Below are 24,140 nucleotides of genomic sequence, written 5' to 3'. Positions count from 1 at the left end.
GTCAGCTGCCCTCGGCCTGGATGAGGATTTCGATGCGGCGGTTGGCATCCGCCATCGGATCGGCGGGAACCTTCAGGCGACGATCGGCAAAGCCGGTCACCTGGCTCACGCGCTTTTCCTCCAGGCCGCCGCGCACCAGCATGTAATAGGCGCTCTGCGCACGATCCATGGAAAGCTTCCAGTTGTCGTTCTTGCCGCCGGCAAAGGGACGGGCGTCGGTATGGCCGCGGATGGCGATGGCGCCCGGCCGGCCCTCGAGGACCTTGCCGATCTTCTCCATCGCCAGCACCATTTCGCGCTTGGGCACGGCCGAGCCGACATTGAACATCGGCGTGTCGAGCTGGTCGGTGAGGCTGACGAGCAGGCCGCCTTCGGCCGGCGTCACGCTCAGTCCCTCGGCCAGCTTGCCGAGCGTGCCGATCTCATCGGCCAACTGCTTCTTCAATTCGTCCGCCTTCTTTTCCTCGGCGGATTTCTTCTCGTCTTCCCTCGCCTTGGCGGCTTCGGCGACGACCTTTTCCGCTTCGGCCTTCGCGGCCGCGGCCTTTTCCGCCTCTTCCCTGGCGAGAGCCTCCTTCACGGTGTCGTCGCTGGCGACCGCCATCTGCTGGCTCTCGCTGCCGGCGTCCGTCGCCTGCGAGATATCGACCTGCTGGGTCCAGAAATCGGGATCGAACGGATCGCGATAGGCTTCGCCGCCATTGGCGCCGGTCGCCGGACCGGAGGTCGCCGCGCCGCCCTCGCCCTTGGCGCTGACATTTGCCTGCTGGCCGACTTCCTGCGCGATTTCCGACAGCACGGAATAGGGATTCTCGAAGAAGTTGGCCTCGGAATACTTCGCTTCCTCTCCGGCCGTCGTCTTCTCGTCCTTGCCGCTTTCCGCGCCGTTGCCGCTCGCCTGCTGCTGGCCCTGTTCCTTGGACTTGTCCTGCGTCGCCTCGCCTTCGGCGCTGTTGGCCGGCTTCTTCACCGACTTGTCGGCCGGCTTGTCGTCGGTCAGCTTGATCGGGTTGAAATAGGAGGCGACGGAGGCCTGGGTCTTCTCGTTGGCGGCATTGACGAGCCACATCACGAGGAAGAAGGCCATCATCGCGGTCATGAAGTCGGCATAGGCGATCTTCCAGGCGGCCGAATGGTGGTCGCCCTCGTGGTCGCCATGGCGCTTGACGATGATGATCTCGTTCTTGCCGTGGTGGTGATTTTCGCCTTCGCTCATGCAAGCACCTTGCGTACGGTGTCAGCCCAGGCCGCCATCCGCGTTACCAGGACGGTTTCGCCGAACTCCACCGTCAAATCGACATCCTGCATCTCGACATGCCGGAAGACCGGCGCGGGTTCGTCGAAATGCGTTTCCAGTTGCTGGAAGAGGTTTGCCGGCCCCTTCACCGTTATCGTCAGGCCTTCGTCGCCCTGCAGGCCCTCGGCGATCATGCGGGCAAGGTCGGCAACCGCGCCCCGCGCCAGCACATCGTTCATCACCGGTGCCAGAACCTCGGCCGTGTCGGCAGCGACACGCTCGGCCACCTCGCCCGTCAACGTGGAAAACCGCTCGGCAAGGGCGCTGGCATAGTCCCTCTCGTAGCGCGCCTTCAGGCTGTCGAGTTCGGCCTCGTGCGCCTCCTTCAGGGCCGCGATCTCGGCCTCGTGCTTGCTGCGAAGCTCCATCTCGGCCTCCGCCTTGCCATCCGCAAAGGCCTCGGCACGCTCGGCAACCAGGTCCACCGGCGGTTCGGCCGGCGGCATGACAAAGGCCTGGGCCGCAGCGCCGCCCCCCTCCTCGCCAAAGGACGGCGGCTGGAAGGCAGGTATCTTGGGGCGCGGGGGGGCGCCGAAATCCTTGAGGTAACGGGCGAGCTGCACGCTCATCGCGCGTCCTCCCGCTTCGCCGCGTGCCGGACGAACGCATGAAAAGTCCGGCGGGAACCCCGCGGACCGCTGCAACGCTCGCTCTCGAAAACACTGGAACCTGACACCACCGCTGACCCGTCTCCTCGGACACCGCACCTTCCGTGAGGCGAAAGGCACACAATCTTCCTGATCGTGCCACCGAGCCTAGGGGGTCAAACTTGTGCGAGGATGAAGATGAAAGGTGTTGGGCCGCGCCAGGGCAAATAACGCGGCCCAACCGCCCGCCTCGGCCGATGACCAACGGCCGGGGCGGAAGAGAACCTGCCTGCCCTTACTGACGGAAGAGCTGGAGGATGTTTTCGGCACTCGAATTGGCGATCGACAGCGACTGGATGCCGAGCTGCTGCTGGGTCTGCAGCGCCTTCAGGCGGGTCGATTCCTCGTTCATGTCCGCATCGACGAGACGACCGATGCCCTTGTCGATCACGTCGTTGAGGCTGGCGACAAAGCTCTCCTGCATCTCGATGCGGCTGGTGATGGCGCCGAGCGTGGATGCGGCGTTCGTCAGGTCCTTGAGGATGTTGTCGACGACGCTGATCATGTCGTCGAGAGCCTCATAGTCCGTACTTCCGTCGATCTCGATGGGCTCACCACTGGTCACCGGGTTCGATGCGATCAGATAATATTCCCGGGCGACGCCCGTCGGCTCGTCCACCAGTTCATCGGCGTCGATGGCCCTGGTGAGGTAGCCGCGATCGGGCTCCTGGATATCGATCAGCACGGAATTGGCGGTGTCGAAATCGAGCGTGGCGACCTTGACGTTGCCGCTTGCGGTTCGCACGAAGGAGGCAACGACGGACTTGACGCCGAGCGCGTCCGCGCCGGAATTATAGAGCCAGTTCTCGCCGGAGAAGGATGCCGACTGGGCGGCCGAGACGAGCTGGTTCTTCAATTCCTTCAATTCGTCGTTGATCTTGTTCTTGTCGACGCCCGGCTCGCGGGCGGCCACCAGCTTCGCCTTGATCTCGCTCATCACCTCGATGACGTTCTCGAGCGCCGTGTAGGCGGTGTCGACCTTGGCCGCGCCGAGGCCGAGGGCGTCGGCGACGGTCGAGATGGCGCGGTTGTCGGAGCGCATGGTGGTCGCGATCGACCAGTAGGCGGCATTGTCGGCGGCGGTCTCGACGCGCATGCCGGACGAGACGCGCCCCTGCGTGGTTTCAAGTCCGTTGTCGATGGAACGAAGGGTCTGCAGCGCCGCCATGGCGGCGGAGTTGGTCAATATGCTGGTCATTGGCACTTGCCCTGAAAAAGGAATTGTCGGGGGACATGCCGGAGTGAGGCGGGGACCGGTAACGACGAAGCGGCTTCATGCATCCGGCGCCGCTCGTTTGCCCTGGGCGCCAGTCCATCGTTCTTAACAAAGGGTTAATGGCGAATGGTTAACAAATGGTTAACAGACTTGGCGCATCGGAAGAAAAGTGAAGATAACGTTTATTTTCCAAAGCCAGTTTTCGCAGTCGGCCGGAAGATCCAACGTGGGGGCTCACCCCGCCCCCTTTCGGGCAAGCTGCGTCACAACCGCCGCGCTTTGCCGCCGGAACAGTGCCTGTCGGAGCATCGGCCGGGATGGGATACAACCTGAGCTGCGCGCCTGTTAACCCAAAATTAAACGCTGCCGATTAGAACTTTACGTGGTCGAAAAGGGCTGGCTGGGGCAATTTTTCTGCCCGGCGCTGCCTGCCCTGAAAAAGCATAGCCAATGCATGGCATTTGCGACCGATGGCGTAGGGATCGGGGCTGGTTCAGCTCCGCGCATGATGCCCTTCCAATGCGCTGGCTCGTTCGAGCCATGTTTCATGTGACATTGTTTTCGTCCAACCGGACGTCCGGACCGTTGGCGCCGTCGATGGCGCTCGACCGAGCGGTACACGGCGGGTGCTTTGCGCGCCTGGGGACCCGAGGAGAAGATCGAACCTCTTCCCGCACGGTCGGTGGAACGAAAACGACGTTTGTCATCCGCTAACACAAGGGCGCGCGTCCATGACTTCAATCATTACCAATCTGACTCCGAGCCAGATCCGGAACCTTTCCACGAGTGCGATCCAGCTTCTCAACACCGAGGATGTCGCGGCGCTGACCTCGGAAAAGGTCGCAGCGCTCAGCGCTGCCCAGCTCAACGCCTTCCAGTCGAGCAGCCTCCTCTCCTTCACTTCGGAGCAGATCGGCTCGATCGCCGTCAAGTCCATCGCCGGCCTCAGCGCCGCCCAGATCTCGTCCCTGACCTCCGGCCACATTGCAGGCCTCAAGGCCACGCAGGCAGCGGCTCTCACCAGCGCCCAGGTCGCGACCTTCACCACGGATGAAATCGCCGTGCTGAACTCCGCGCAGATCGCGGCCCTCGGCTACCAGGTCTTCACCACCATCGATTCCGCCGAACTGGCGCTGTTCACCACCGATGAGCTCGGCGCCATCAATGCCAAGGCGATCGCCGGCATCAGCACGGCGGCGCTCGCGGGCATCGCATCGTCCAGCATCGCCGCCCTCGGCACCGGCCAGATCGCCGTCCTCTCCAGCGCCCAGCTCAACGCGCTCTCCAGCGGCCAGCTCGGCGCCCTCAGCACCGGCCAGATCGCCGGCCTGACGGCAAAGCAGGTTGGCACGCTCTCCACGACGCAGATCGCAACCCTCAGCACCACGCAGATCGCATCGCTGTCCAGCGCGCAGATCGGCGCTCTCACCAGCGGCCAGGCTGCGGCGCTCTCGACGGGCCAGATCGCGGCCCTCTCCGCAACGCAGGTCGCCGGCCTCAGCGCTGCCGCTCTCAAGACCCTCGATTCGGCGGAAATCGCCCTCTTCACCACGGATGAACTGGCCGCCATCAACGCCAAGGCCTTCTCCAGTCTCGATGCCTCCGCCCTTGCCGGCATCGCATCGGCCAGCATCGCGAGCCTGAACAGCGCCCAGATCGCAGCTCTGAGCAGCAGCCAGGCAGCGGCCCTGTCGACGGACCAGATCGCAGCCCTGACCAGCTCGCAGGTGGCCGCGCTCAGCGCCGCCGCCCTGAAGACGATCGATTCGGCGGAACTGGCGCTGTTCAGCACCGATGAGCTGGCCGCCATCAGCGCCAAGGCCATCGCCGGCCTCGAAACCGCGGCGCTTGCCGGCATCACCACCGCCGCCATCGCAGCCCTCGACAGCAAGCAGATCGCCGCCCTCTCCAGCACCCAGCTCAACGCCATGTCCACCGGCCAGGTTGCTGCCCTCGGCACCAGCCAGCTTGCCGGCCTGAGCGCCAAGCAGTTCGCGACCCTCAACAGTGCACAGGTCGGCGCCCTCGGCACCGGTCAGATCGCCTCGCTGAGCAGCGCCCAGATCGGCGCCCTGACCAGCAGCCAGGCAGCAGCCCTGTCGACGGGCCAGATCGCTGCGTTCAACAGCGCGCAGGTCGGAGCACTCAGCGCCGCTGCCCTGAAGACCATCGACTCGGCCGAACTGGCACTGTTCAGCACCGATGAACTGGCCGCCATCAACGTCAAGGCCCTTGCCGGCCTCGAAACCGCGGCGCTCGCCGGCATCACGACGGCCGCCATCGCCGCCCTCGACAGCAAGCAGATCGCCGCCCTCTCCAGCACCCAGCTCAATGCCCTGTCCACCGGTCAGGTTGCGGCTCTCTCGACCGGCCAGCTCGCCGGCCTGAGCGCCAAGCAGGTTGCCACGATCGGCTCGGCACAGATCGCAGCCCTCGGCACAGGCCAGGTCGCCGCCCTGTCGAGCGCCCAGATCGGCGCCCTGACCAGCGCCCAGGCAGCAGCCCTGTCGACGGACCAGATCGCAGCGCTCACCAGCTCGCAGGCCGCAGCGCTCAGCGCCGCTGCCCTCAAGACCATCGACTCGGCGGAAATCGCCCTCTTCAGCACCGATGAGCTGGCAGCCATCAACGTCAAGGCCCTTGCCGGCCTCGAAACCGCAGCTCTCGCCGGCATCACCACCGCTGCCATCACCGCCCTCGACAGCAAGCAGATCGGTGCCCTCACCAGCACCCAGTTCAATGCCCTGTCCAGCGGCCAGCTCGCAGCCCTGACGACCGGCCAGCTCGCCGGCCTCAGTGCCAAGCAGGTTGGCACGATCAGCTCGGCTCAGATCGCTGCCCTCAGCACCGGCCAGATCGCTTCGCTGGGCAGTGCCCAGATCGGCGCCCTGACCAGCAGCCAGGCAGCAGCCCTGTCGACCGGCCAGATCGCAGCGCTCACCAGCTCGCAGATTGCAGCGCTCAGCGCCGCAGCCCTCAAGACGGTCGATTCGGCGGAACTCGCCCTGTTCAGCACAGATGAACTGGCCGCCATCAGCGTCAAGGCTCTCGCCGGCCTCGAAACCGCGGCGCTTGCCGGCATCACCACCGCCGCCATCGCCGCCCTCGACAGCAAGCAGATCGCCGCCCTCTCCAGCACCCAGCTCAATGCACTCTCCAGCGGTCAGGTCGCAGCCCTCGGCTCCGGTCAGCTTGCCGGCCTGAGCGTCAAGCAGGTCGCCACGATCGGTTCGGCACAGATCGCAGCCCTCGGCACCGGCCAGATCGCCGGCCTGTCGAGCGCCCAGATCGGCGCCCTGACCAGCGTCCAGGCAGCAGCCCTGTCGACGGACCAGATCGCCGCCCTGACGACCTCGCAGGTCGCCGCGCTCAGCGCCGCTGCCCTGAAGACCATCGACGCGGCGGAACTGGCGCTGTTCAGCACCGATGAGCTGGCAGCCATCAGCGCCAAGGCCCTCGCCGGCCTCGAAACCGCAGCGCTTGCCGGCATCACCACCGCCGCCATCGCCGCCCTCGACAGCAAGCAGATCGCTGCCCTCACCAGCACCCAGCTCAATGCGCTGTCCACCGGCCAGCTCGCAGCGCTCTCGACCGGCCAGCTCGCCGGCCTGAGCGCCAAGCAGGTCGCTACGGTCAACAGCGCGCAGATCGCTGCCCTCAGCACCGGCCAGGTCGCTTCGCTGGGCAGCGCCCAGATCGGCGCCCTGACCAGCAACCAGGCAGCAGCCCTGTCGACGGGCCAGATCGCTGCCCTCACCAGCGCACAGGTCGCAGCGCTCAGCGCCGCCGCCCTGAAGACCATCGACTCGGCGGAACTCGCCCTGTTCAGCACAGATGAACTGGCCGCCATCAGCGTCAAGGCTCTCGCCGGCCTCGAAACCGCGTCGCTTGCCGGCATCACCACCGCCGCCATCGCCGCCCTCGACAGCAAGCAGATCGCCGCCCTCTCCAGCACCCAGCTCAATGCACTCTCCAGCGGTCAGGTCGCAGCCCTCGGCTCCGGTCAGCTTGCCGGCCTGAGCGTCAAGCAGGTCGCCACGATCGGTTCGGCACAGATCGCAGCCCTCGGCACCGGCCAGATCGCCGGCCTGTCGAGCGCCCAGATCGGCGCCCTGACCAGCGTCCAGGCAGCAGCCCTGTCGACGGACCAGATCGCCGCCCTGACGACCTCGCAGGTCGCCGCGCTCAGCGCCGCTGCCCTGAAGACCATCGACTCGGCCGAGCTGGCCCTGTTCAGCACGGATGAGCTGGCTGCCATCAACGTCAAGGCTCTCGCCGGTCTCGAAACCTCGGCGCTTGCCGGCATCACAACCGCGGCCATCGCAGCCCTCGACAGCAAGCAGATCGCTGCCCTCACCAGCACCCAGCTGAACGCCCTGTCCACCGGCCAGCTCGCAGCGCTCTCGACCGGCCAGCTCGCCGGCCTCAGCGCCAAGCAGATCGCTACGGTCAACAGCGCGCAGATCGCGGCCCTCGGCACCGGCCAGATCGCCGCTCTCGATGCCAAGCAGATTGCGGGTCTGACCGGCGGCCAGATCGGGGCTCTGTCGACGACCCAGGTCGCCGCCCTGACCAGCTCGCAGATCGCAGGCCTCAGCGCAGCCGCCATCCAGGCGATGAGCTCGGACGGCATCAAGACCTTCACGACCGACGAAATCGCTGCAATCAGCCTGAAGGCCCTGCAGGGTCTGGCCACCGAGGACATCGCAGCCCTCGGCTCCGCCCAGATCATGGCCCTCAAGGCCGAACAGATCGCGGCCATGAACACGGCACAGGTCGAAGCCGTCATCCAGGCCTACGCCTCGATCTAACCCCGACATGCGGCGGCGCGGTCCATATCGCGCCGCCGTTCCTTCTTCCGCCCCCGACGGCGACCCTTCCTTCGCGCAAAACGATCAGCCCGACGCAAGTCAACTCCGATAGCAAGGCAGACGAGCTCCCTTCGAGCCGTTCAACAGCCCGGCCAGCAGGCCCCCTTGCCGCAGGATGTCATGACCGTCAGCACTCCCATTCTCGCCGATCCCGCCGCTTCGTTCCTCAACATCCTCGGGCGGGCCCGCAACCAGCAGCTCTCGCTGACCGAGCTGTTCCAGATGACGGAAAGCCTGACGGCGGCCGGGGCGACGGCACAGGCGGGCGAACTCTACAAGCTCTGGATCGCCTTCAACGACAGCAACCCGCTGCTGCATCTTGCCTATTTCAACTATGCGGTCTCGCTCTCGAAGGCCGGCGATGCCGCCGGCGCGCTGCACGCCCTGCGCGCCGCCGTGCGCATCAATCCGCAGTTCGGTCAGGCCCATATCAATCTCGGCAGGACGCTGGAGGACTGCGGGCTGACCGGCCAGGCCGTCCAGCAATGGCGCGTCTATGCCGATGCGACCGCCGACGTCACGCCGGACAGGATCAACAACCGCCTGCTCAGCCTCCAGCATATCGGCCGCGTTCTGGAAGGCACCGGGCATCTGGAGGAAGCCGAGGCCGCCCTCTGGCAGGCCATGGAACTGCAGCCCTCGCGCCCGGAGGCCGCGCAGCACTGGATCTCGCTGCGCATGCGCCAGTGCAAGTGGCCGGTCTTCACCCCTTCCCTCCATGTCACGCCGCGCCATTTCATGGATGCGACCTCGTCCATGACGATCGCCTGCTATACGGACGATCCCATTTTCCACATGGCAAAGGCTCATCGCTACTGCCGCACGAATGTCGGCCGTCCCGCCGATCTTGCGGCCTTCACACGCAATCCGGTGCGGCAGAGGTCGGGAACCGGGCAGCGGCTGCGCATCGGCTACCTCTCCTCGGACCTGCGCCAGCACGCGGTCGGTTTCGCGCTCAGCGAAGTGCTCGAATTGCATGACAAGGCGAGTGTCGAGGTCTTCGCCTATTATTGCGGCGACCCGGCGCCCCTCGACCAGACCCAGGCCCGCATCAAGCTGGCGGTCGACCACTGGCGCGACATCGACACGCTCAGCGACATCGACGCCGCCCGCCAGATCGCCGCCGACGAGATCGACGTGCTCGTCGACGTCAACGGCTATACCCGCAATGCCCGCACCAAGATCTTCGCCTACCGTCCGGCACCCGTCATCGTGAACTTCTGCGGCTATCCCGGCACCATGGCGAGCCCCTACCACCAGTACATGATCGCCGACGAACGCATCGTGCCGCCGGAAAACGAGATCTACTACACCGAGAAGGTCCTGCGCATCGCCTGCAACCAGCCGGTGGACCGCAAGCGCGCGGTCTCGCCGCGCCCGACACGCGCCAGCGTCGGCCTGCCGGAAAACGCCTTCGTCTTCGCAAGCTTCAACGGCATGCAGAAGATCACCGCCGCCTGCTTCGGCCGCTGGATGGCGATCCTGCTGGCAACGCCCGGCAGCGTGCTGTGGCTGCTCGCCGGCGACGACAGCGTCAACGAGCGCCTGAAGCAGATCGCGGCACAGAACGGGGTCGCGCCGGAGCGCATCATCTTCGCCGGCAAGGCGCAGAATCCCGACCATCTTGCCCGCATCGGCCTTGCCGATCTCTTCCTCGACACCTTCCCCTACGGCGCCCACTCCACCGCGGCCGACGCCATCACCCAGGGCCTGCCGGTGTTGACCATCGCGGGCAAGAGCTTCGCCTCGCGCTTCTGCGCCAGCATCGTTTCGGCCGCCGGCATTCCCGAGATGGTCTGCGCCGGCCCGGACGACTACGTGCACAAGGCCGTCGCCTTCGCCCGGAACCCGGCGAGCCTTGCGGCGGCGAAGGATTCGCTGCAGCGCCAGCGTGAAACCTGCGCGTTGCGCGACATGCCTGGCCTTGCCCGCCGCCTTGAAGAGCTGTTCTGGCAGATGCAGGGCGATGCCGAGCGGGGGGAAACGCCCGTGCCCGACCTGCGCAATCTCGACGTCTACTACGAGGTCGGCGCCGAGCTTGCCGCCGCCGGCATCGAATTCGAAGACGATGAGACCTACCGGCAGCGCTATCGCGCGGCGCTTGCCAGCCTCGATGAACACGCCCCGCTCTGGCCCGACGCCCGCCTCTGGCCGGCGCCGGCCGCCTGACCGCTCCAGCCCGCCCGCAACCCGAAGTTCTGAATGACGAGGACAACATGACCCCCGTAATCCTGGTGACCTTTGCCGGACGGCAGAAGCGGATGGAGATCCTCACCCAGTATGTCCGCCGGGCGATGGACCTCGGGATCATCGACGAGTGGCACATCTGGGACTTCACCCGCTCGGCAAAGGATCATGCCTGGGTGAGCCGGGAATTCGGCCCGGTGCGTTACATGGGCGCGAAAGTGCCCTACCAGCCGGTCGGCAGCGTCTCGCGCCAGGCCGCGTTCCGCACCAGCGCCCGCATCCGGCACGACCTGCACATCACCCTCACCCCGCACGACCGCCCGAACGACCATTATGAATTCGTGGTCGGCGGCTGGAAGAACACCCATTCGGCGCTGCGCAAGATCCCGCGCGAAAAGCTGGAGAACCCAGAGCGCGGCGACGACACCAACCTGTGGAGCGCGCCGACGCCCGGCGTGCTCTCCCCCGGCCGGCCGAACGATGTCGTGCTGTCGCTCGACGCGGCCGGCGTGCCGACGCTGCGCGTCAACGGCGTGACCATCGGCAGCTGGCCGGAGCTCGACATTTCCGCCGGCGCGAGCGTGCGCATGCGCGGCGGCTGGGGTGCGGACCTCGAGCTTTGCGATGCCGGCGCGGCCACGCGGCGCTATATCGGCAATCCGGGCGATCAGATGCCCTACTGGCAGGCCTACGATTATTACGCCACGCGGCTGGAGGCCTTCTCCGACGCGGTGTTCCTGAAATGCGACGACGACATCGTCTATCTCGACATCGACGAACTGGACGGCTTCATCCAGTTCCGCCGGAACAATCCGCATTACTTCGTCGTCTCGGCCAATGTGGTGAACAACGGCGTCTGCGCCTATTTCCAGCAGGCGGCCGGTTCCATTCCGCCGGGCGTCGGCCATTTCGAGCTGCCGCCGGGCGGCTTCGGCGGCAGCCTCTGGGAGAGCGCCGAGCGGGCCGTGAAGCTTCACGACTTCTTCCTCGACCAGGGCGGCAGGACGCTTGCCCTTCCGACCAGGGTCGTCGACTGGACGGAGCGGCAGTCGATCAACTTCATCGCCTGGCTCGGCCGCGATCTCGCGCACATGGCCCTGCCGCGGGGCGACGACGAACACGCGCTCACCATCGGCGTTCCGAAGCTCCTGCAGCGGCCGACGGCGATTTACTCGGATTTCACCGTCAGCCACCTGAGTTTCGGCCCGCAGGAGCGCGGCTGGGACCCGAGCCCGCTCATCGAGGCCTATGAGGCACTCATGCGCGAGCGCCTCTTCCCGGCAGTGGAAAAGCCCCAGTTCGCCCTGCGGATGGCGGGCTGAGGACCGGTCTCCATGGGTGTAAAGGAAAAAATCCTCGTCGTCGGCGCCGGGCTTTCCGGCGCGGTCATCGGCCGCACGCTTGCCGAGGCGGGCCATGCGGTCGAGATCGTCGACAAGCGGGACCATATCGGCGGCAACTGCCACACGGAGCGGGACGAGGCGACCGGCGTGATGGTGCATGTCTACGGGCCGCATATCTTCCACACCGACGACAGGGAAGTGTGGGACTATGTGAACGGCTTCATGACCTTCATGCCCTACAAGAACCGCGTGAAGGCGACGAGCGGCGGGCAGGTCTATTCGCTGCCGATCAACCTGCACACGATCAACCAGTTCTTCGGCAAGAGCTTTCGCCCGGACGAGGCCCGCGCCTTTCTGGAGGAACAGGCGGACAAGACGATCACCGATCCGCAGACCTTCGAGGAACAGGCGCTGCGCTTCGTCGGGCGCGACCTCTACGAGGCCTTCTTCAAGGGCTACACGCAGAAGCAGTGGGGCTGCGCGCCGACCGAGCTGCCGGCCTCGATCCTGAAGCGCCTGCCGGTGCGCTTCAACTACGAGGACAACTATTTCTTCCACAAATACCAGGGCATGCCGGAGACCGGCTATACCGAGATGATCGCGCGCATCCTCGATCATCCGAACATCACGGTGGCGCTCGAAACCGGCTTCCGCCGCGGCGAGAAGGCCGGCTACGGCCATCTCTTCTATTCCGGCCCGCTCGACGGCTATTTCGATTACGAGCTCGGCCGGCTCGGCTACCGCACGCTCGATTTCGAGCGTTTCACCTATGAGGGCGACTACCAGGGCTGCGCGGTGATGAACTACGGCGACGTTACCGTCCCCTATACCCGCATCACCGAGCACAAGCATTTTTCGCCCTGGGAGACGCCCGCGGGCTCGGTCTGCTACCGCGAATTCTCGCGTGCCTGCGAGCCGGACGACATCCCCTACTACCCGATCCGCCTCGTCGAGGAGAAGGCACAGCTCGCCGACTATGTCGCGCGCGCCGAACAGGAGCAGAGCGTCACCTTCGTCGGCCGCCTCGGCACCTACCGCTATCTCGACATGGACGTGACGATCCGCGAGGCGCTCGACACCGCGCGGCTCTACCTCGCCCGTCATGCGGAGAACGCCGCGATGCCCACCTTCCTGCACGCGCCGCTCTGAGGCCAAAACGGAAGAAGGCCCCGGATGAACCGGGGCCTTCTGAGACCTTGGAGTGATCGGTCGCCTTGCGATTAACGGAAGAGCGTGAGGATGCTTTCCGAAGCCGAGTTGGCGATCGACAGCGACTGGATGGCGAGCTGCTGCTGCGTCTGCAGCGCCTTCAGGCGAGTCGACTCTTCGTTCATGTCCGCATCGACCAGGCGACCGACGCCCTTGTCGATCGAGTCGGAGAGTTTAGTAGCAAACTCTTCCTGCAGGCCGATACGCATGGAAATTGAACCCAGTTCGGCAGCGGAACTGGTCAGATCGGTCAAGGCGGCGTCCACGCCCCTAAGCAAGGCATCGAGATCTACACCAGCCGCAGTGATGTCGATACCAATAAGGGACGTGCCTGCGTCTACCGAATCAAGCGCCGGATCGGTGTCAACGATGATGGCATCACCGATCACAGCATCCATGCCATCGTCTGCTACAGTGAAGTCCTTCGTGAAGACGCCAGCCAGTTCCTGCGTATTGGTGATCAGGTCAGCATTCGCAACAATGGTGCCCTTTACCCAAGCACCCTCGACCTTTACATAAGCCTGACCGTTGGTGATGGCGATGTTGTCGTCGAACTTTGCACCCGCCTTGATCAGGAAGTCAGTCGTATACGACTGAACCGTCTTCTGACTCGAAACGCCACCGTCATTGATGGTCAGAGTAACAGTATCGGCTGCAAGACCAGTGTATTCCTTATCGAGGATGCCAGTGTCGTCGGTGGTGATAAGCGCCTTCATCGTGTAGTTAATGGTCTTGACCGACACGCTGCCACCTTCGCGCACGAAGGACCCCACAACCGTCTTAATGTCACCATCCTCGCCCTTCAGCCAGTTTTCGCCGGAGAAGGAAGCCGACTCCACGATACCCTTGAGCTGATCGGTAAGCTGGGTGATTTCACCCTGGATTTTTGCCTTATCGACACCATCTTCCGTGGCGGCAACGATCTTAGCTTTGATTTCCTTTACGACCTCAATTACGGATTCCATACCGGCATAGGCGGTATCAACCTTGGCGGCGCCGAGGCCGAGGGCGTCCTGAACGGCGGAAAGTGCCATGTTGTCGGAGCGCATCGTGGTCGCGATCGACCAGTAGGCGGCGTTGTCGGACGCGTTGCCGACGCGCAGGCCCGAAGAGACGCGCGACTGCGTGTCTTCCATGCTGCTGCTGATGGAGCGCAAGGTCTGGAGCGCGGACATGGCCGCAACGTTGGTGAGAATGCTCGTCATAAGAGTACTTGCCCCTGATTGGCTGAACGATAAGGGACATTCCGGATTTCACCGGGAGAGGCAGTCAGCATCATGCCCACTAAATCCTTGATTTTTCAAGGATCAGCTTGCCACTTCGATAGCCATAGCTAATGCCAACATGGTTAAAGCTTTCCTAAGCATCACGGAAAATCGGGAGCATCGGTATTTTTTTACAATCCTCGCGCGCACGCGCGTGCCAGAAAAGAGTTAAAAAAGCGATAAGGCCGCCCCCCTTTGGGAGCGGCCTTATCGGGGAGTGGGATCAAACGGTCAGCCCCCGTTCGTCATTCCCTATATGCTTGCCGATTAACGGAACAGCGACAGGATGTTCTGCGACGCGCTGTTGGCGATCGACAGCGACTGGATGGCGAGCTGCTGCTGCGTCTGCAGCGCCTTCAGGCGGGTTGACTCTTCGTTCATGTCCGCATCGACCAGACGGCCGACGCCCTTATCGATCGACTCGGAGAGCTTTGAGGCAAACTCTTCCTGCAAGCCGATACGCATGGAGATCGACCCCAGCTCGGCAGCAGAACTGGTCAGATCGGTCAAGGCTGCATCGACCCCCTTGAGCAGGGCATCAAGGTCCACGCCGCCCGCGGTGATATCGATGCCGAGAATGGACGTGCCTGCGTCTACCGAATCAAGCGCCGGATCGGTGTCAACGATGATGGCGTCATCGATAGCAGCATCCATGCCATCGTCTGCTGCAGTGAAGTCCTTCGTGAAGACGCCAGCCAGTTCCTGCGTATTGGTGATCAGGTCAGCATTCGCAACAATGGTGCCCTTTACCCAAGCACCCTCGACCTTTACATAAGCCTGACCGTTGGTGATGGCGATGTTTTCATCGAACTTCGCACCTTCCTTGATCAGGAAGTCAGTCGTGTACGACTGAACCGTCTTCTGACTCGAAACGCCACCGTCATTGATGGTCAGAGTAACGGTGTCGGCAGCAAGGCCGGTGTACTCCCTATCGAGGATACCGCTGGTCCCATCATCACTGACGAGTGCCTTCATCGCATAGGTCATGGTCTTGACCGACACACTGCCACCTTCGCGCACGAAGGAACCAACGACCGTCTTATTCTCACCATCCACACCCTTCAGCCAGTTTTCACCGGAGAAAGAAGCCGACTCGACGATACCCTTGAGCTGATCGGTGAGCTGGGTGATTTCACCTTGAACTTTTGCCTTGTCAATGCCGTCTTCCGTTGCTGCGACAAGCTTGTTCTTAATTTCCTTTACGACCTCAATTACGGATTCCATACCGGCATAGGCGGTATCAACCTTGGCGGCGCCGAGGCCGAGGGCGTCCTGAACGGCGGAGAGCGCCATGTTATCGGAGCGCATCGTGGTCGCGATCGACCAATACGCGGCGTTGTCGGAGGCGTTGCCGACGCGCAGGCCCGAGGAAACGCGCGCCTGCGTGTCTTCCATGCCGTTGTTGATGGAGCGCAGCGTCTGGAGGGCAGACATGGCTGCTGCGTTGGTGAGAATGCTCGTCATTATCGTTGTCCCTTTGAACGTAATACTGGTGGGGGACATACCGGACTGAAAACTTTACCGGTTACGGCGGTTCGGCATCATGCCAACTCGGTTTCTCCAGGGATCTGAAGGGATACCAAACCCGTCGTGTCCAAGCAAAACTCGCAGCCAATCCTTGCCAACTCCTTAAATCGACAAGGGGCTTTCGAGCGGTCGCCAAGTATGGTTAACCGCTGGTAAAATTTTATGGTTAAGAAAGTCCGGAGCGTCTGCGCAATACCGGAGGAGCTGCGTCGCTTTACTGGCGGAATACGCTAGCTGAAGGAGCGGACAAGGCTGCCGACGAGCAGGTTCCAGCCGTCGATGAGCACGAAGAACAGGATCTTGAAGGGCAGCGAGATCGAGGTCGGCGGCAGCATCATCATGCCCATGGCCATGGTGATGGTGGCGACGATCATGTCGATGACGAGGAAGGGCAGGACGACGAGGAAGCCGATCTCGAAGCCGCGGCGGATTTCCGAGATCATGAAGGCCGGGATGACGACGCGCAGGTCCGCGACATTGTTCTCCACCACCGTCTGGCCGCGTTCTTCCGCCAGCGAGATGAAGAGTTCGAGATCCTTGTCGCGGGTATTGGCGACCATGAACTCGCGGAAGGGTTCGGCGATGCGCCTGGCCGCTTCCGTCTCGTCGATCTGGTTGGCGATCAGCGGCTCGACGCCGTTCTGCCAGGCCCGGTCGAAGGTCGGCGCCATGACGTAGAAGGTCATGAACAGCGCGAGCGAGACGAGGATCATGTTCGAGGGCGTCGTGGCGAGGCCCATGCCGGAACGAAGGATCGAGAAGGCGATGACGAAGCGCGGAAAGCTCGTCACCATGATGAGGATGCCGGGGGCCACCGACAGCACGGTGAGCAGCCCGAAGGTGCGGATGATCCAGGAGGCGACCGACCCGTCGACCTGCGCATTCAGCAAATCGCCCGGCAGCTGCAACTGCTGCTGGGCGTAGGCCATACCGGTCATCGCCATCATGGCGACGAAGGTCAGAAGGGCTCGAATCATTCGATCACAAAGGTCCGGAACATGACGTTGGTTACGCGCCCTTCGGACCTGAGGTCAACCCGCTCCTGCAGGTCTTCCCGGAGATATTGGAACCCGCGCGGTCCCTGCACCTGCTGCAGGGAGACGGTGCGCATATAGGCGAGGATGTCCTGGTGGATCTCCTCGGCGAGCGTGACGTCGGGCACGCCCTTGAACATCAGCGCGACTTCGAGGCGGATGCGGTTGTCCGAGGGATAGGCAAGGTTGCTGGTGATCGGATCGAGCAGGACGACGCCGTTCGCCTCGGTGGAGATATGCGGCACGACCTCGGCCGCCTCGCCTTCCGCGCCGCCATGGCCACCCTCGGCCCCCGCCTTCGCCTCTTCCGCCGGCGGGGGGGCGAGCATGTTGCCCACCAGCCAGCCGCCGCCGCCCGCCAGCAGCGTCAGCACGGCGATGGCCGCGATGGTGAGGATCAGCGTCGGCTTCTTCTTCTCGACGACCGGTTCTTCGTCCGCCATGGTGGTGCTTCCCTTCAGATCGGCGAGAGCAGGTCGACGGCCTGCTGGCCCCATGGCGGCTGCTGCACCTCGGTCAGGCGGCCGCGGCCGCCATAGGAGATGCGGGCTTCCGCGATGCGCTCATAGGCGATCTGGTTGTCGGCGTCGACATCCTGCGGGCGCACGATGCCGGCGACGTTGAGGATGCGAAGCTCGTGGTTGACGCGCACTTCCTGCGAGCCGCTGATCAGGAGATTGCCGTTCTCGATGACGCCCGTCACCACGGCGGCGACGAGCAGGTTCAGCTTTTCCGAGCGCTCCGTCGAGCCGTCGCCCTTGGTGCTGGTCGAGGAGCCGTAGTTGAGGTCGGCTTCCGTATCGACCTTGAAATTGTTGCCCGAGCCGCCGAAGCCGAAATTCATGCCGCTCTTGTTGGTGCGCGAGCGATCGGTCTTGTTGTCGAAGCTTGCCCGGTCGTTGACGCGGATCTTGACGGTGAGGATGTCGCCCACCTTGAAGGCGCGCGAATCCTTGAAGAGCGCCGACTGCTGGTCGCTCCAGATCGAATAGCCGGCAACCGCCGTGCGCGGCTGCTTGGGGTACATGGCCATCTGCGGCGTTTCGGCATAGTTGAGGCCGCTGCCGATCGGGCTCATCGAGGGCGCGCGGCCGATTTCGTCGAGGGCCTGGCTCGTGCAACTCGAAAGCGTGAGCGCCACGGCGAGTGCGGAGGCGATCTTCTTCATCATGACGGGTCCTTTGCCTTTGACGTATTCGGATCGCCTGCAATGGCGATGAGACGGGTGAGCAACGCGGCCTTGTCGGCCGGCATTTCGGCCAGGATGGTGCTCGACTGGCGCGGCGGCAGCTTCATGACGATCGCCGAGGCGATCTCCGGATTGATCTCGGCAAGCTGGGCGGCAGCCGCATCGGGCTTCATCTTGCGATAGATCTCGACGAGCCCGGCCTCGGCCGTCTTGAGGAAGTTGTTGCGACGGTTGAGCCAGTCCTCATATTCGGCGCGGCGGGTTTCCAGCGTTTTGATGCGCGCGTCGATGTCCTTCTGGAGGTTTTCCAGTTCCTGCTTCTGGAGCAGGTAGCGCTGGTCGCGCGCCGCGTCCGCGATGTTGGTGCAGAATTCGCGGATCTCGTCAGCGGTCGCCTTGGTCGTCATGATGACGGGGCGTTCCTCGGCGAAGGCGCCGGGAATGGCCATGAGCACGAAGCCGGCCATCGGCAGCGCGAGCTTGCGCGCCAGCGTCTTCAAGGCGGTAAGGGTCGTGACATCGGTCATTGCAGCACCAGTTCTGCCTGGAGGGCGCCTGCGGTCTTGATGCTCTGCAGGATGGAGATGATGCCATCCGGCTTGACGCCGATGCTGTTGAGACCGGTGACCAGCGAGCGCAGGCTCGAGCCGTCGAGCAGGGCGACCGTGCCACCATCCTGCTGGACGAGGATGTCCGTGTTCGGCTCCACCGCCGTCTCGCCCCTGGAAAAGGGCTCGGGCTGCACGACCTTCGGCATTTCGTTGATCTGCACGGTGAGCGTGCCGTAACTCACGGCGACGGGCGAGATGCGCACGTCCTGGCCGATGACGATCGTTCCCGTGCGCTCGTTGACGACGACGCGCGCAGGCGCATCGGTCTCGATGACGAGGTTCTCTATATCGGCCATCAGGCGGGAAAGATCCGCCATCTTCGGCTTGGAAACGTAGACCGACTGCGAATCGCGCGATTCGGCGATCGGCGATCCGTACTGCGCGGCCGCATAGCGGTTGATCGCATCCGCCATGCCGACGGAGGTGGAGAAATCGGGATTGCGCAGCTGCAGCACGAGATCGGAACTGTCCTTGAAGCGCGAGGGCAGTTCGCGCTCGATGATCGCGCCGTTCGGCACCCGGCCGGCCGTGGTGACGCCCTGCTGCACCGTGGCGGCCTCGCCGCTGGCGCTGATGCCGGTGACGACGATCGAGCCCTGCGCAACCGCATAGATCTGGCCATCGGCGCCCGAAAGCGAGGTCATGACGAGCGTGCCGCCGCGCAGCGACGAGGCATCGCCGAGCGAACCGACGGTCACGTCGATGCGGCTGCCGGGGCTTGCGAAGGGTGGCAGGTTGGCGGTGACGAGCACGGCCGCGATGTTCTTGGCGCGCGTCTGGGTGCCCACCATGGAGATGCCGAGGTTCTGCAGCATCGCCCGCATGGACTGTTCGGTGAAAGGCGAGGAACGCATGCTGTCCCCCGTGCCCTGGAGGCCGACGACGAGGCCGTAGCCGATCAACTGGTTGTCGCGGCCGGCCTGCAACGAGGCGACATCCTTGATGCGGGCCGCCGGCAGCGCCGGTCCGGCCGCCAGCATGAGGCAGGCGAGAACGGCAAGGGCGCGGGAGAAGAGATCACGCATCATTTCGCCACCACATGCACGGTTCCGTCGGCCATGACCGTGCCGGAGACGATCACGCCCGAATCCTTGTTGCGGATCCGGATGAGTTCGCCGACGGCAGCGTCCTGCAGGGGCGTGCCGTTGGCGCGGATGACGAGCGAACCGTTGTCGAAGACCATCTGCACGGTCGAGCCGCGGTTCACGACGAAGGGCTCGCGCAGGGCCGAGACGAGGATGACGCGGCCGGGCAGCAATGTGCGCTTGGTAATGAGCCCGCTGACATCGGAAATGCTTTCGGCAAATCCCTTGACGATGTTCGGGTTGGTCACCTCGACCACTTCGAGCTGGCCCGCCTGGATCTCCTCGCCGGGATAGATGATGCGCTTGGGCACGACGGCGGTGCGCCCATTGGCCAGAGCCGCGTCGGCCACGAGAAGACCGACGAGCGCGGCAGGCGCGAGAAGGATCGCGCGCCACCGGGCTGGCAGGGTCTTTCCACTCCGAAGAGCTGCTTTCAGGCGAAACATCATGTTCCCCGCGTGTTGGTTGCTATCTCAGGTTCTTGCTGACCACGGCCGCCATCTCGTCCGCGGCCTGGATGATCTTGGAATTCATCTCATAAGCGCGCTGGGCCGAGATCAGGTCGGTGATTTCCTTGACCGGATCGACGTTGGAGGCTTCGAGGTAGTTCTGCTGGATATAGGCGAAGCCCGCCTCGTCCGGTGCACCGACATTGGCCGGCCCGGAGGCTGCGGTTTCGCGGAAGAGGTTCTCGCCGAGCGGTTCCAGGCCCGCCTCGTTGACGAAGTTCGCCAGCGTGATCTGGCCGAGTTCCTGCTGCTCACCGGCGACGGTGGCATAGACCTGGCCGGACTTGCTGACCGTGATCTCCGTCGCATCCTGCGGCACGTTGATGCCGGGCACGACGGTGTAGCCGTCGAGGGTCACGAGCTGGCCTTCGGCGTTCGTGTTGAAGGCGCCGGCGCGGGTGTAGAGCGTGGAGCCGTCCGCCGCCTCGATCTGGAACCAGCCGCGGCCGATCAGCGCGAGGTCGAAGGAATTGCCGGTGCTCGTCAGGCCGCCCTGGAGATGCAGGTTGCGGATGGCGGCCGTCTTCACGCCGAGGCCGATGATCGCGCCTTCCGGCACGACCGCCTGGTTGGCGCGGTTCGGCACGCCGGCAGCGCGCTCGGTCTGGTAGAGGAGGTCGGAGAATTCGGCGCGGGCGCGCTTGAAGCCGGTGGTGTTGATGTTCGCGATGTTGTTCGCGATGACTTCAAGGTTGGTCTGCTGCGCGTTCATGCCGGTGGCGGCGATGGCTAGGGCTTTCATGTCCGGTCCTCAGATCTGCATTCTTGCGACTTCGAGATAGGCGGTGACGACCTTGTCGCGGATGGCGATGGCGGTCTGCAGCGTCTGCTCGGCATTCATGACGGCGTCGACCACTTCGCGAGTCGAGGCCTTGCCCTGGATGGCTTCGAAGGACTTGGTCTCGCTGAGCTTCAGCCGGTCCACCATGTCCGTCGCCATGTCGCCCATCACCTGGGCGAAACTCATCTGGGTTCCCGTTCCCTGCGCCGCGGCGGCGGAAACGGAGCCGGAGGTCTCGCTGGTGACGCCCGAGAGGGCGTTGGTGGAGAAGAGCGAATTGACGCCCTTTACGCTTTCGATCATTGCGAGGCCCTCAGGAGGTCGATGGTCGCGCTGATCAGGTCGCGCGACTGCTTGATGCTCTGCAGGTTGGCTTCATAGGAGCGGTTGGCTTCCCGCATGTCGGCCATTTCCACCAGCATGTTGACGTTCGGCATCTTGACGATGCCCTCGGCGTTGGCCGCCGGGTTGCCGGGGTCGTATTCCGTCGAGAACGCGCCCTCGTCGAAGCCGAGGCGCTGGACCTCGACGAGCGAGGCGCCGGACGCCCGGTCCAGCTCGGCCGCGAAGGTCACCGTCTTGCGGCGGAAGGGATCGGCACCGGGGACGTCGCCGGTCGAACGGGCGTTCGCCAGGTTTTCCGAGACGATGCGGATACGGGTGGATTGCGCCTCAAGTCCCGAGGCCGCGACTTTCATTGAAGCTACGAGCGGATCCATTTTTTACCTTCTGACTGTCATCAGCATCATGCGATGAAAGGCCTTGACGAGGCCGGCATTCATATCGAACTCACGCTTGACCTGGCCCTGCTTCATGAGTTCCTCGGCAAGGCCGACGGTGTTGCCGGACTCCTGCACGCCGATCTCGTCGGAGGGCTTGGTCTCGACGACGCGGCTGGCCATTTCGCTTGCGTCGGTGAAATGGCCGGGCTGCGTCGCCGCCATACGGATGCCCGTCGTTTCGAGCACCGCCTGAAAGGGGGTGACGTCCTTCGCCTTGAACCCGGGGGTGTTGGCGTTGGCGATATTGCCTGCAACCACACTCTGGCGGACGGATAGCCATTCGGCTTGTTTCGAGGCCAGTTCAAACAGTTGTATCGGTTGCATGACAAGCTCCATCCTTGTTCACGGCGAACCTACGGAGCCAATCTTGCGTCAGACTTGCTGCGCGGCGGTTTGTTTGCAACCGGCTGAAATTGCGGGGGAATAAGTGTGGGAAGCGGAAGCATTCTCCGCCTGCCGCACGACGTGCCCCTCATCCGGCCTGCCGGCCACCTTCTCCCCGCAAGCGGGGAGAAGGGGATAGGCCGCGCCGGTTTCCCCAACCAATGACTGTTTTGCGGGCTAGGGTAAGGGGCAAGGCCATAGGCGATTGCCTTGCCTTCGGGATCTTCGTCAGTTGCGCTTGATAATGTCGCCGTTCGACGTGACGATGACCCAGGCGCCGTCGCGCTGTTCGAGGGTCGCAAGGCGGCTGTTGTCGGGCAGGATCGAGCCGACGCGCACGATATACATGCCGCTGGCATCCTCGATCAGCGCCCGGCCGTTGGCCACATGCATCAGCCGGAAGCCGGACGAGGCCGGCAGCGGCTGGTCGAGACCGGTTTCGACCGGCGTGCCGAGCGTCTTGTCCTTCTCACCGACGCTGGGCGCTGTGGCGGTCGAAACGGGGTCGAGGCTTTCCAGCCCCGGATCGTTGTCATTGTCCACCATGGCGGCGGGCGAGACGCTCATCACCTCCTTCGCCGCCGTCTCCGGCAGATCGCGGGTCGTGCCCTCCCAGAGGGCCGGCACGGAGAATTTTTCCGGGTTCAGGAAGACATACCAGGGGAAGAAGGCCGCCATGGCGGCGAGCAGCACGCCCGTGCCCACCAGAAGCTTGTCACCCGTCGAATAACGCCCCTTTTCCGCGCGCTTCATCGGCTGAATGACCTGGTCCGCGTCGAAATCCGTCACTGTCATCCCCTTCTCGTTGCCGGCGCACCGCCCTGCCCGGCCGCATTCTTCAGCGCCATGGCAAGATCGGAGAATGCATCGCCCGCGGGCGGTTCGCCCGGCGTCTGTTTCAGAACCTCATAGATGATCGGCACCTGCTTGATCGCCATGTCGAGGTCGGGATCGGCGCCGGGGCGATAGCCGCCGATGAGGCGCAGGTCCCGCGTTTCCTCGAAGCGATGGATCAGCGCCTTCAGCCGCGCCACCAGCCGTTCCTGGTCCGGCGTCCAGGCCTTGCGGGCAAGACGCGAGATCGAGGCGAGCGGGTTGATCGGCGGATAGCGCCCCTCTTCGGCAAGGCTGCGTTCCAGCACGATGTGGCCGTCGAGGATACCGCGCGTCGAGTCGGCGATCGGATCGTTGTGGTTGTCGCCGTCGACGAGGATCGAGATGATCGCCGTGATCGTGCCCGCGCCTTCCGCACCCGGCCCGGCGCGCTCCAGGAGGCGCGGCAGCTCCGTGAAGACGGATGCCGGGTAGCCGCGGGCGATCGGCGGCTCGCCGGAGGCGGTCGCTACCTCGCGGATGGCATGGGCGAAGCGCGTCACGCTGTCGATGATCAGGAGCACGTTGTCGCCCTGGTCGCGATAGTGCTCGGCGATCGTCACGGCGGTCAGCGGCGCCATCTTGCGCAGCATCGGGCTTTCGTCGCTGGTGGCGACGACGGCGACCGACTTGGCGAGGTTGTCGCCGAGCGTGTCCTCGATGAATTCGCGCACTTCACGGCCGCGTTCGCCGACCAGCGCGATGACCACCTTGTCGAAGGCATCGGCCCGCGCCAGCATCGAGAGCAGCGTGGACTTGCCGACACCGGAACCGGCGAAGATGCCGAGGCGCTGGCCGAGGCAGAGCGGGGCGAAGATGTCGATCGCCCGCACGCCAGTGCCGAAGCCGGTCTCGACGCGCTTGCGCGTCATCGAGGGCGGGGCGGAATTGGAGATCGAGCGGCGCACGCCGCCCTGCACGAGCGGGCCGAGCCCGTCGATCGGCTCGCCCAGCGCGTTGATCGTGCGGCCGCACCAGGCCGATGTCGGCGCGACGCGGAAGGCGCCCTTGCGGATCACCACGTCGTGGATACCGATCGGCTCGCCCGGCTCGATCGGGCAGACGACGACCGTATCCGGCTCGACGCGGACGACCTCGCCGAGATGGATGCCGGTCGGGCTGCGATGGGCGACGAACTCGCCGAGCCGCACATGGCGCGACAAGCCGCTGACCGTATAGTTCCCGGCCGCGATGGTCTGAACATGACCGCCATGCGCCACGGAGAATTCCGGGGAGGAGTACCGTTTGACGAGACCAGCCAGCGCATTCAGCTTGCCGCCTGCCCTGCCCGTTTCGCTGCTCGTGCCGCCCTGTGCCGAACTCATGGGCG

The 24,140-nt window shown here is 64.4% G+C and carries 21 protein-coding genes; 4 read left to right on the top strand and 17 right to left on the bottom strand.

What is annotated here, in order from left to right:
- Window position 1: 1 nt before the first annotated feature.
- The 3 genes from shn_RS01680 to shn_RS01670 form a co-directional block, all read right to left on the bottom strand.
- Window positions 2–1,216 (bottom strand): MotB family protein, encoded by a 1,215-nt coding sequence (locus tag shn_RS01680; protein WP_064328891.1) that lies wholly within the window; start codon window positions 1,214–1,216, stop codon window positions 2–4.
- The gene (locus shn_RS01675; RefSeq protein WP_064328890.1) at window positions 1,213–1,866 is read right to left on the bottom strand and encodes a hypothetical protein; all 654 of its coding nucleotides are present in this window, start codon (window positions 1,864–1,866) and stop codon (window positions 1,213–1,215) included. Before shn_RS01675 ends, shn_RS01680 begins: the two co-directional genes overlap by 4 nt.
- Before the next feature lie 313 nt (window positions 1,867–2,179).
- Window positions 2,180–3,142, bottom strand: a complete 963-nt coding sequence (locus shn_RS01670; RefSeq protein WP_064328889.1) for a flagellin — start codon at window positions 3,140–3,142, stop codon at window positions 2,180–2,182.
- Between the two features lie 749 nt (window positions 3,143–3,891).
- Here shn_RS01670 and shn_RS37505 point away from each other — a divergent pair.
- The 4 genes from shn_RS37505 to glf all read left to right on the top strand — a co-directional run bounded on the left by shn_RS37505 (window position 3,892) and on the right by glf (window position 12,710).
- Window positions 3,892–7,971 carry an S-layer family protein gene (locus shn_RS37505; RefSeq protein ID WP_064328888.1) on the top strand — a complete coding sequence of 1,360 codons (4,080 nt, stop codon included), beginning with the start codon at window positions 3,892–3,894 and terminating at the stop codon, window positions 7,969–7,971.
- A 180-nt stretch (window positions 7,972–8,151) separates the two neighbouring features.
- The gene (locus tag shn_RS01660; RefSeq protein WP_064328887.1) at window positions 8,152–10,200 is read left to right on the top strand and encodes a glycosyl transferase; all 2,049 of its coding nucleotides are present in this window, start codon (window positions 8,152–8,154) and stop codon (window positions 10,198–10,200) included.
- Window positions 10,201–10,247: 47 nt separating this feature from the next.
- Window positions 10,248–11,540: a hypothetical protein gene (locus tag shn_RS01655; protein WP_064328886.1), complete on the top strand. Its 1,293-nt coding sequence runs from the start codon at window positions 10,248–10,250 to the stop codon at window positions 11,538–11,540.
- 12 nt (window positions 11,541–11,552) lie between these two features.
- Window positions 11,553–12,710 carry a UDP-galactopyranose mutase gene (gene glf / locus shn_RS01650; protein ID WP_064328885.1) on the top strand — a complete coding sequence of 386 codons (1,158 nt, stop codon included), beginning with the start codon at window positions 11,553–11,555 and terminating at the stop codon, window positions 12,708–12,710.
- 71 nt (window positions 12,711–12,781) lie between these two features.
- Here glf and shn_RS01645 read toward each other — a convergent pair whose 3' ends face one another.
- The 14 genes from shn_RS01645 to fliI form a co-directional block, all read right to left on the bottom strand.
- Window positions 12,782–13,975, bottom strand: coding sequence for a flagellin (locus tag shn_RS01645; protein ID WP_064328884.1), 1,194 nt, complete (start codon window positions 13,973–13,975; stop codon window positions 12,782–12,784).
- Between the two features lie 327 nt (window positions 13,976–14,302).
- Window positions 14,303–15,499, bottom strand: coding sequence for a flagellin (locus tag shn_RS01640; protein WP_064328883.1), 1,197 nt, complete (start codon window positions 15,497–15,499; stop codon window positions 14,303–14,305).
- A 293-nt stretch (window positions 15,500–15,792) separates the two neighbouring features.
- The gene (fliP, locus tag shn_RS01635; RefSeq protein ID WP_064328882.1) at window positions 15,793–16,539 is read right to left on the bottom strand and encodes a flagellar type III secretion system pore protein FliP; all 747 of its coding nucleotides are present in this window, start codon (window positions 16,537–16,539) and stop codon (window positions 15,793–15,795) included.
- Window positions 16,536–17,039 carry a flagellar basal body-associated protein FliL gene (fliL, locus tag shn_RS01630; RefSeq protein ID WP_064328881.1) on the bottom strand — a complete coding sequence of 168 codons (504 nt, stop codon included), beginning with the start codon at window positions 17,037–17,039 and terminating at the stop codon, window positions 16,536–16,538. The genes fliP and fliL overlap by 4 nt, the downstream gene beginning before the upstream one ends.
- Before the next feature lie 14 nt (window positions 17,040–17,053).
- Window positions 17,054–17,767 carry a flagellar basal body L-ring protein FlgH gene (gene flgH / locus shn_RS01625; protein WP_064328880.1) on the bottom strand — a complete coding sequence of 238 codons (714 nt, stop codon included), beginning with the start codon at window positions 17,765–17,767 and terminating at the stop codon, window positions 17,054–17,056.
- Entirely contained in the window at window positions 17,764–18,312 is a 549-nt protein-coding gene (locus shn_RS01620) for a MotE family protein (RefSeq protein WP_064328879.1), read from the bottom strand. The genes flgH and shn_RS01620 overlap by 4 nt, the downstream gene beginning before the upstream one ends.
- Window positions 18,309–19,421, bottom strand: coding sequence for a flagellar basal body P-ring protein FlgI (locus shn_RS01615; RefSeq protein WP_084437699.1), 1,113 nt, complete (start codon window positions 19,419–19,421; stop codon window positions 18,309–18,311). The genes shn_RS01620 and shn_RS01615 overlap by 4 nt, the downstream gene beginning before the upstream one ends.
- On the bottom strand, window positions 19,421–19,930 hold the full coding sequence (flgA, locus tag shn_RS01610) for a flagellar basal body P-ring formation chaperone FlgA (RefSeq protein WP_064328878.1): 510 nt from the start codon (window positions 19,928–19,930) through the stop codon (window positions 19,421–19,423). Before flgA ends, shn_RS01615 begins: the two co-directional genes overlap by 1 nt.
- A 19-nt stretch (window positions 19,931–19,949) precedes the next feature.
- Window positions 19,950–20,732: a flagellar basal-body rod protein FlgG gene (gene flgG, locus shn_RS01605; RefSeq protein ID WP_064328877.1), complete on the bottom strand. Its 783-nt coding sequence runs from the start codon at window positions 20,730–20,732 to the stop codon at window positions 19,950–19,952.
- A gap of 9 nt (window positions 20,733–20,741) precedes the next feature.
- Complete coding sequence (locus shn_RS01600) at window positions 20,742–21,074, bottom strand: flagellar hook-basal body complex protein FliE (protein ID WP_064328876.1); 333 nt, start codon at window positions 21,072–21,074, stop codon at window positions 20,742–20,744.
- On the bottom strand, window positions 21,071–21,490 hold the full coding sequence (flgC, locus tag shn_RS01595; protein WP_064328875.1) for a flagellar basal body rod protein FlgC: 420 nt from the start codon (window positions 21,488–21,490) through the stop codon (window positions 21,071–21,073). The genes shn_RS01600 and flgC overlap by 4 nt, the downstream gene beginning before the upstream one ends.
- A 3-nt stretch (window positions 21,491–21,493) precedes the next feature.
- Window positions 21,494–21,877, bottom strand: coding sequence for a flagellar basal body rod protein FlgB (flgB, locus tag shn_RS01590; RefSeq protein ID WP_064332389.1), 384 nt, complete (start codon window positions 21,875–21,877; stop codon window positions 21,494–21,496).
- Window positions 21,878–22,165: 288 nt separating this feature from the next.
- Window positions 22,166–22,732: a hypothetical protein gene (locus shn_RS01585; RefSeq protein ID WP_064328874.1), complete on the bottom strand. Its 567-nt coding sequence runs from the start codon at window positions 22,730–22,732 to the stop codon at window positions 22,166–22,168.
- Entirely contained in the window at window positions 22,729–24,135 is a 1,407-nt protein-coding gene (gene fliI, locus shn_RS01580; protein ID WP_064328873.1) for a flagellar protein export ATPase FliI, read from the bottom strand. The genes shn_RS01585 and fliI overlap by 4 nt, the downstream gene beginning before the upstream one ends.
- Window positions 24,136–24,140: the final 5 nt, after the last annotated feature.

Source organism: Shinella sp. HZN7, from assembly GCF_001652565.1.
In the GTDB taxonomy this organism is placed as follows: Bacteria; Pseudomonadota; Alphaproteobacteria; order Rhizobiales; family Rhizobiaceae; genus Shinella; species Shinella granuli.
This window is presented reverse-complemented; position numbering and strand designations above follow the sequence as displayed.

Bases quoted from the DNA above. Each gene is read 5' to 3' on its own strand.
- shn_RS01585 (WP_064328874.1), bottom strand. From the start codon at position 22,732: ATGACAGTGACGGATTTCGACGCGGACCAGGTCATTCAGCCGATGAAG.
- shn_RS01645 (WP_064328884.1), bottom strand. From the start codon at position 13,975: ATGACGAGCATTCTCACCAACGTTGCGGCCATGTCCGCGCTCCAGACC.
- shn_RS01675 (WP_064328890.1), bottom strand. From the start codon at position 1,866: ATGAGCGTGCAGCTCGCCCGTTACCTCAAGGATTTCGGCGCCCCCCCG.
- flgG (WP_064328877.1), bottom strand. From the start codon at position 20,732: ATGAAAGCCCTAGCCATCGCCGCCACCGGCATGAACGCGCAGCAGACC.
- fliP (WP_064328882.1), bottom strand. From the start codon at position 16,539: ATGATTCGAGCCCTTCTGACCTTCGTCGCCATGATGGCGATGACCGGT.
- fliL (WP_064328881.1), bottom strand. From the start codon at position 17,039: ATGGCGGACGAAGAACCGGTCGTCGAGAAGAAGAAGCCGACGCTGATC.
- flgH (WP_064328880.1), bottom strand. From the start codon at position 17,767: ATGATGAAGAAGATCGCCTCCGCACTCGCCGTGGCGCTCACGCTTTCG.
- shn_RS01660 (WP_064328887.1), top strand. From the start codon at position 8,152: ATGACCGTCAGCACTCCCATTCTCGCCGATCCCGCCGCTTCGTTCCTC.
- shn_RS01620 (WP_064328879.1), bottom strand. From the start codon at position 18,312: ATGACCGATGTCACGACCCTTACCGCCTTGAAGACGCTGGCGCGCAAG.
- shn_RS01655 (WP_064328886.1), top strand. From the start codon at position 10,248: ATGACCCCCGTAATCCTGGTGACCTTTGCCGGACGGCAGAAGCGGATG.
- flgA (WP_064328878.1), bottom strand. From the start codon at position 19,930: ATGATGTTTCGCCTGAAAGCAGCTCTTCGGAGTGGAAAGACCCTGCCA.
- flgC (WP_064328875.1), bottom strand. From the start codon at position 21,490: ATGGATCCGCTCGTAGCTTCAATGAAAGTCGCGGCCTCGGGACTTGAG.
- shn_RS01615 (WP_084437699.1), bottom strand. From the start codon at position 19,421: ATGCGTGATCTCTTCTCCCGCGCCCTTGCCGTTCTCGCCTGCCTCATG.
- shn_RS01600 (WP_064328876.1), bottom strand. From the start codon at position 21,074: ATGATCGAAAGCGTAAAGGGCGTCAATTCGCTCTTCTCCACCAACGCC.
- flgB (WP_064332389.1), bottom strand. From the start codon at position 21,877: ATGCAACCGATACAACTGTTTGAACTGGCCTCGAAACAAGCCGAATGG.
- shn_RS01670 (WP_064328889.1), bottom strand. From the start codon at position 3,142: ATGACCAGCATATTGACCAACTCCGCCGCCATGGCGGCGCTGCAGACC.
- shn_RS01640 (WP_064328883.1), bottom strand. From the start codon at position 15,499: ATGACGAGCATTCTCACCAACGCAGCAGCCATGTCTGCCCTCCAGACG.
- shn_RS01680 (WP_064328891.1), bottom strand. From the start codon at position 1,216: ATGAGCGAAGGCGAAAATCACCACCACGGCAAGAACGAGATCATCATC.
- shn_RS37505 (WP_064328888.1), top strand. From the start codon at position 3,892: ATGACTTCAATCATTACCAATCTGACTCCGAGCCAGATCCGGAACCTT.
- fliI (WP_064328873.1), bottom strand. From the start codon at position 24,135: ATGAGTTCGGCACAGGGCGGCACGAGCAGCGAAACGGGCAGGGCAGGC.
- glf (WP_064328885.1), top strand. From the start codon at position 11,553: ATGGGTGTAAAGGAAAAAATCCTCGTCGTCGGCGCCGGGCTTTCCGGC.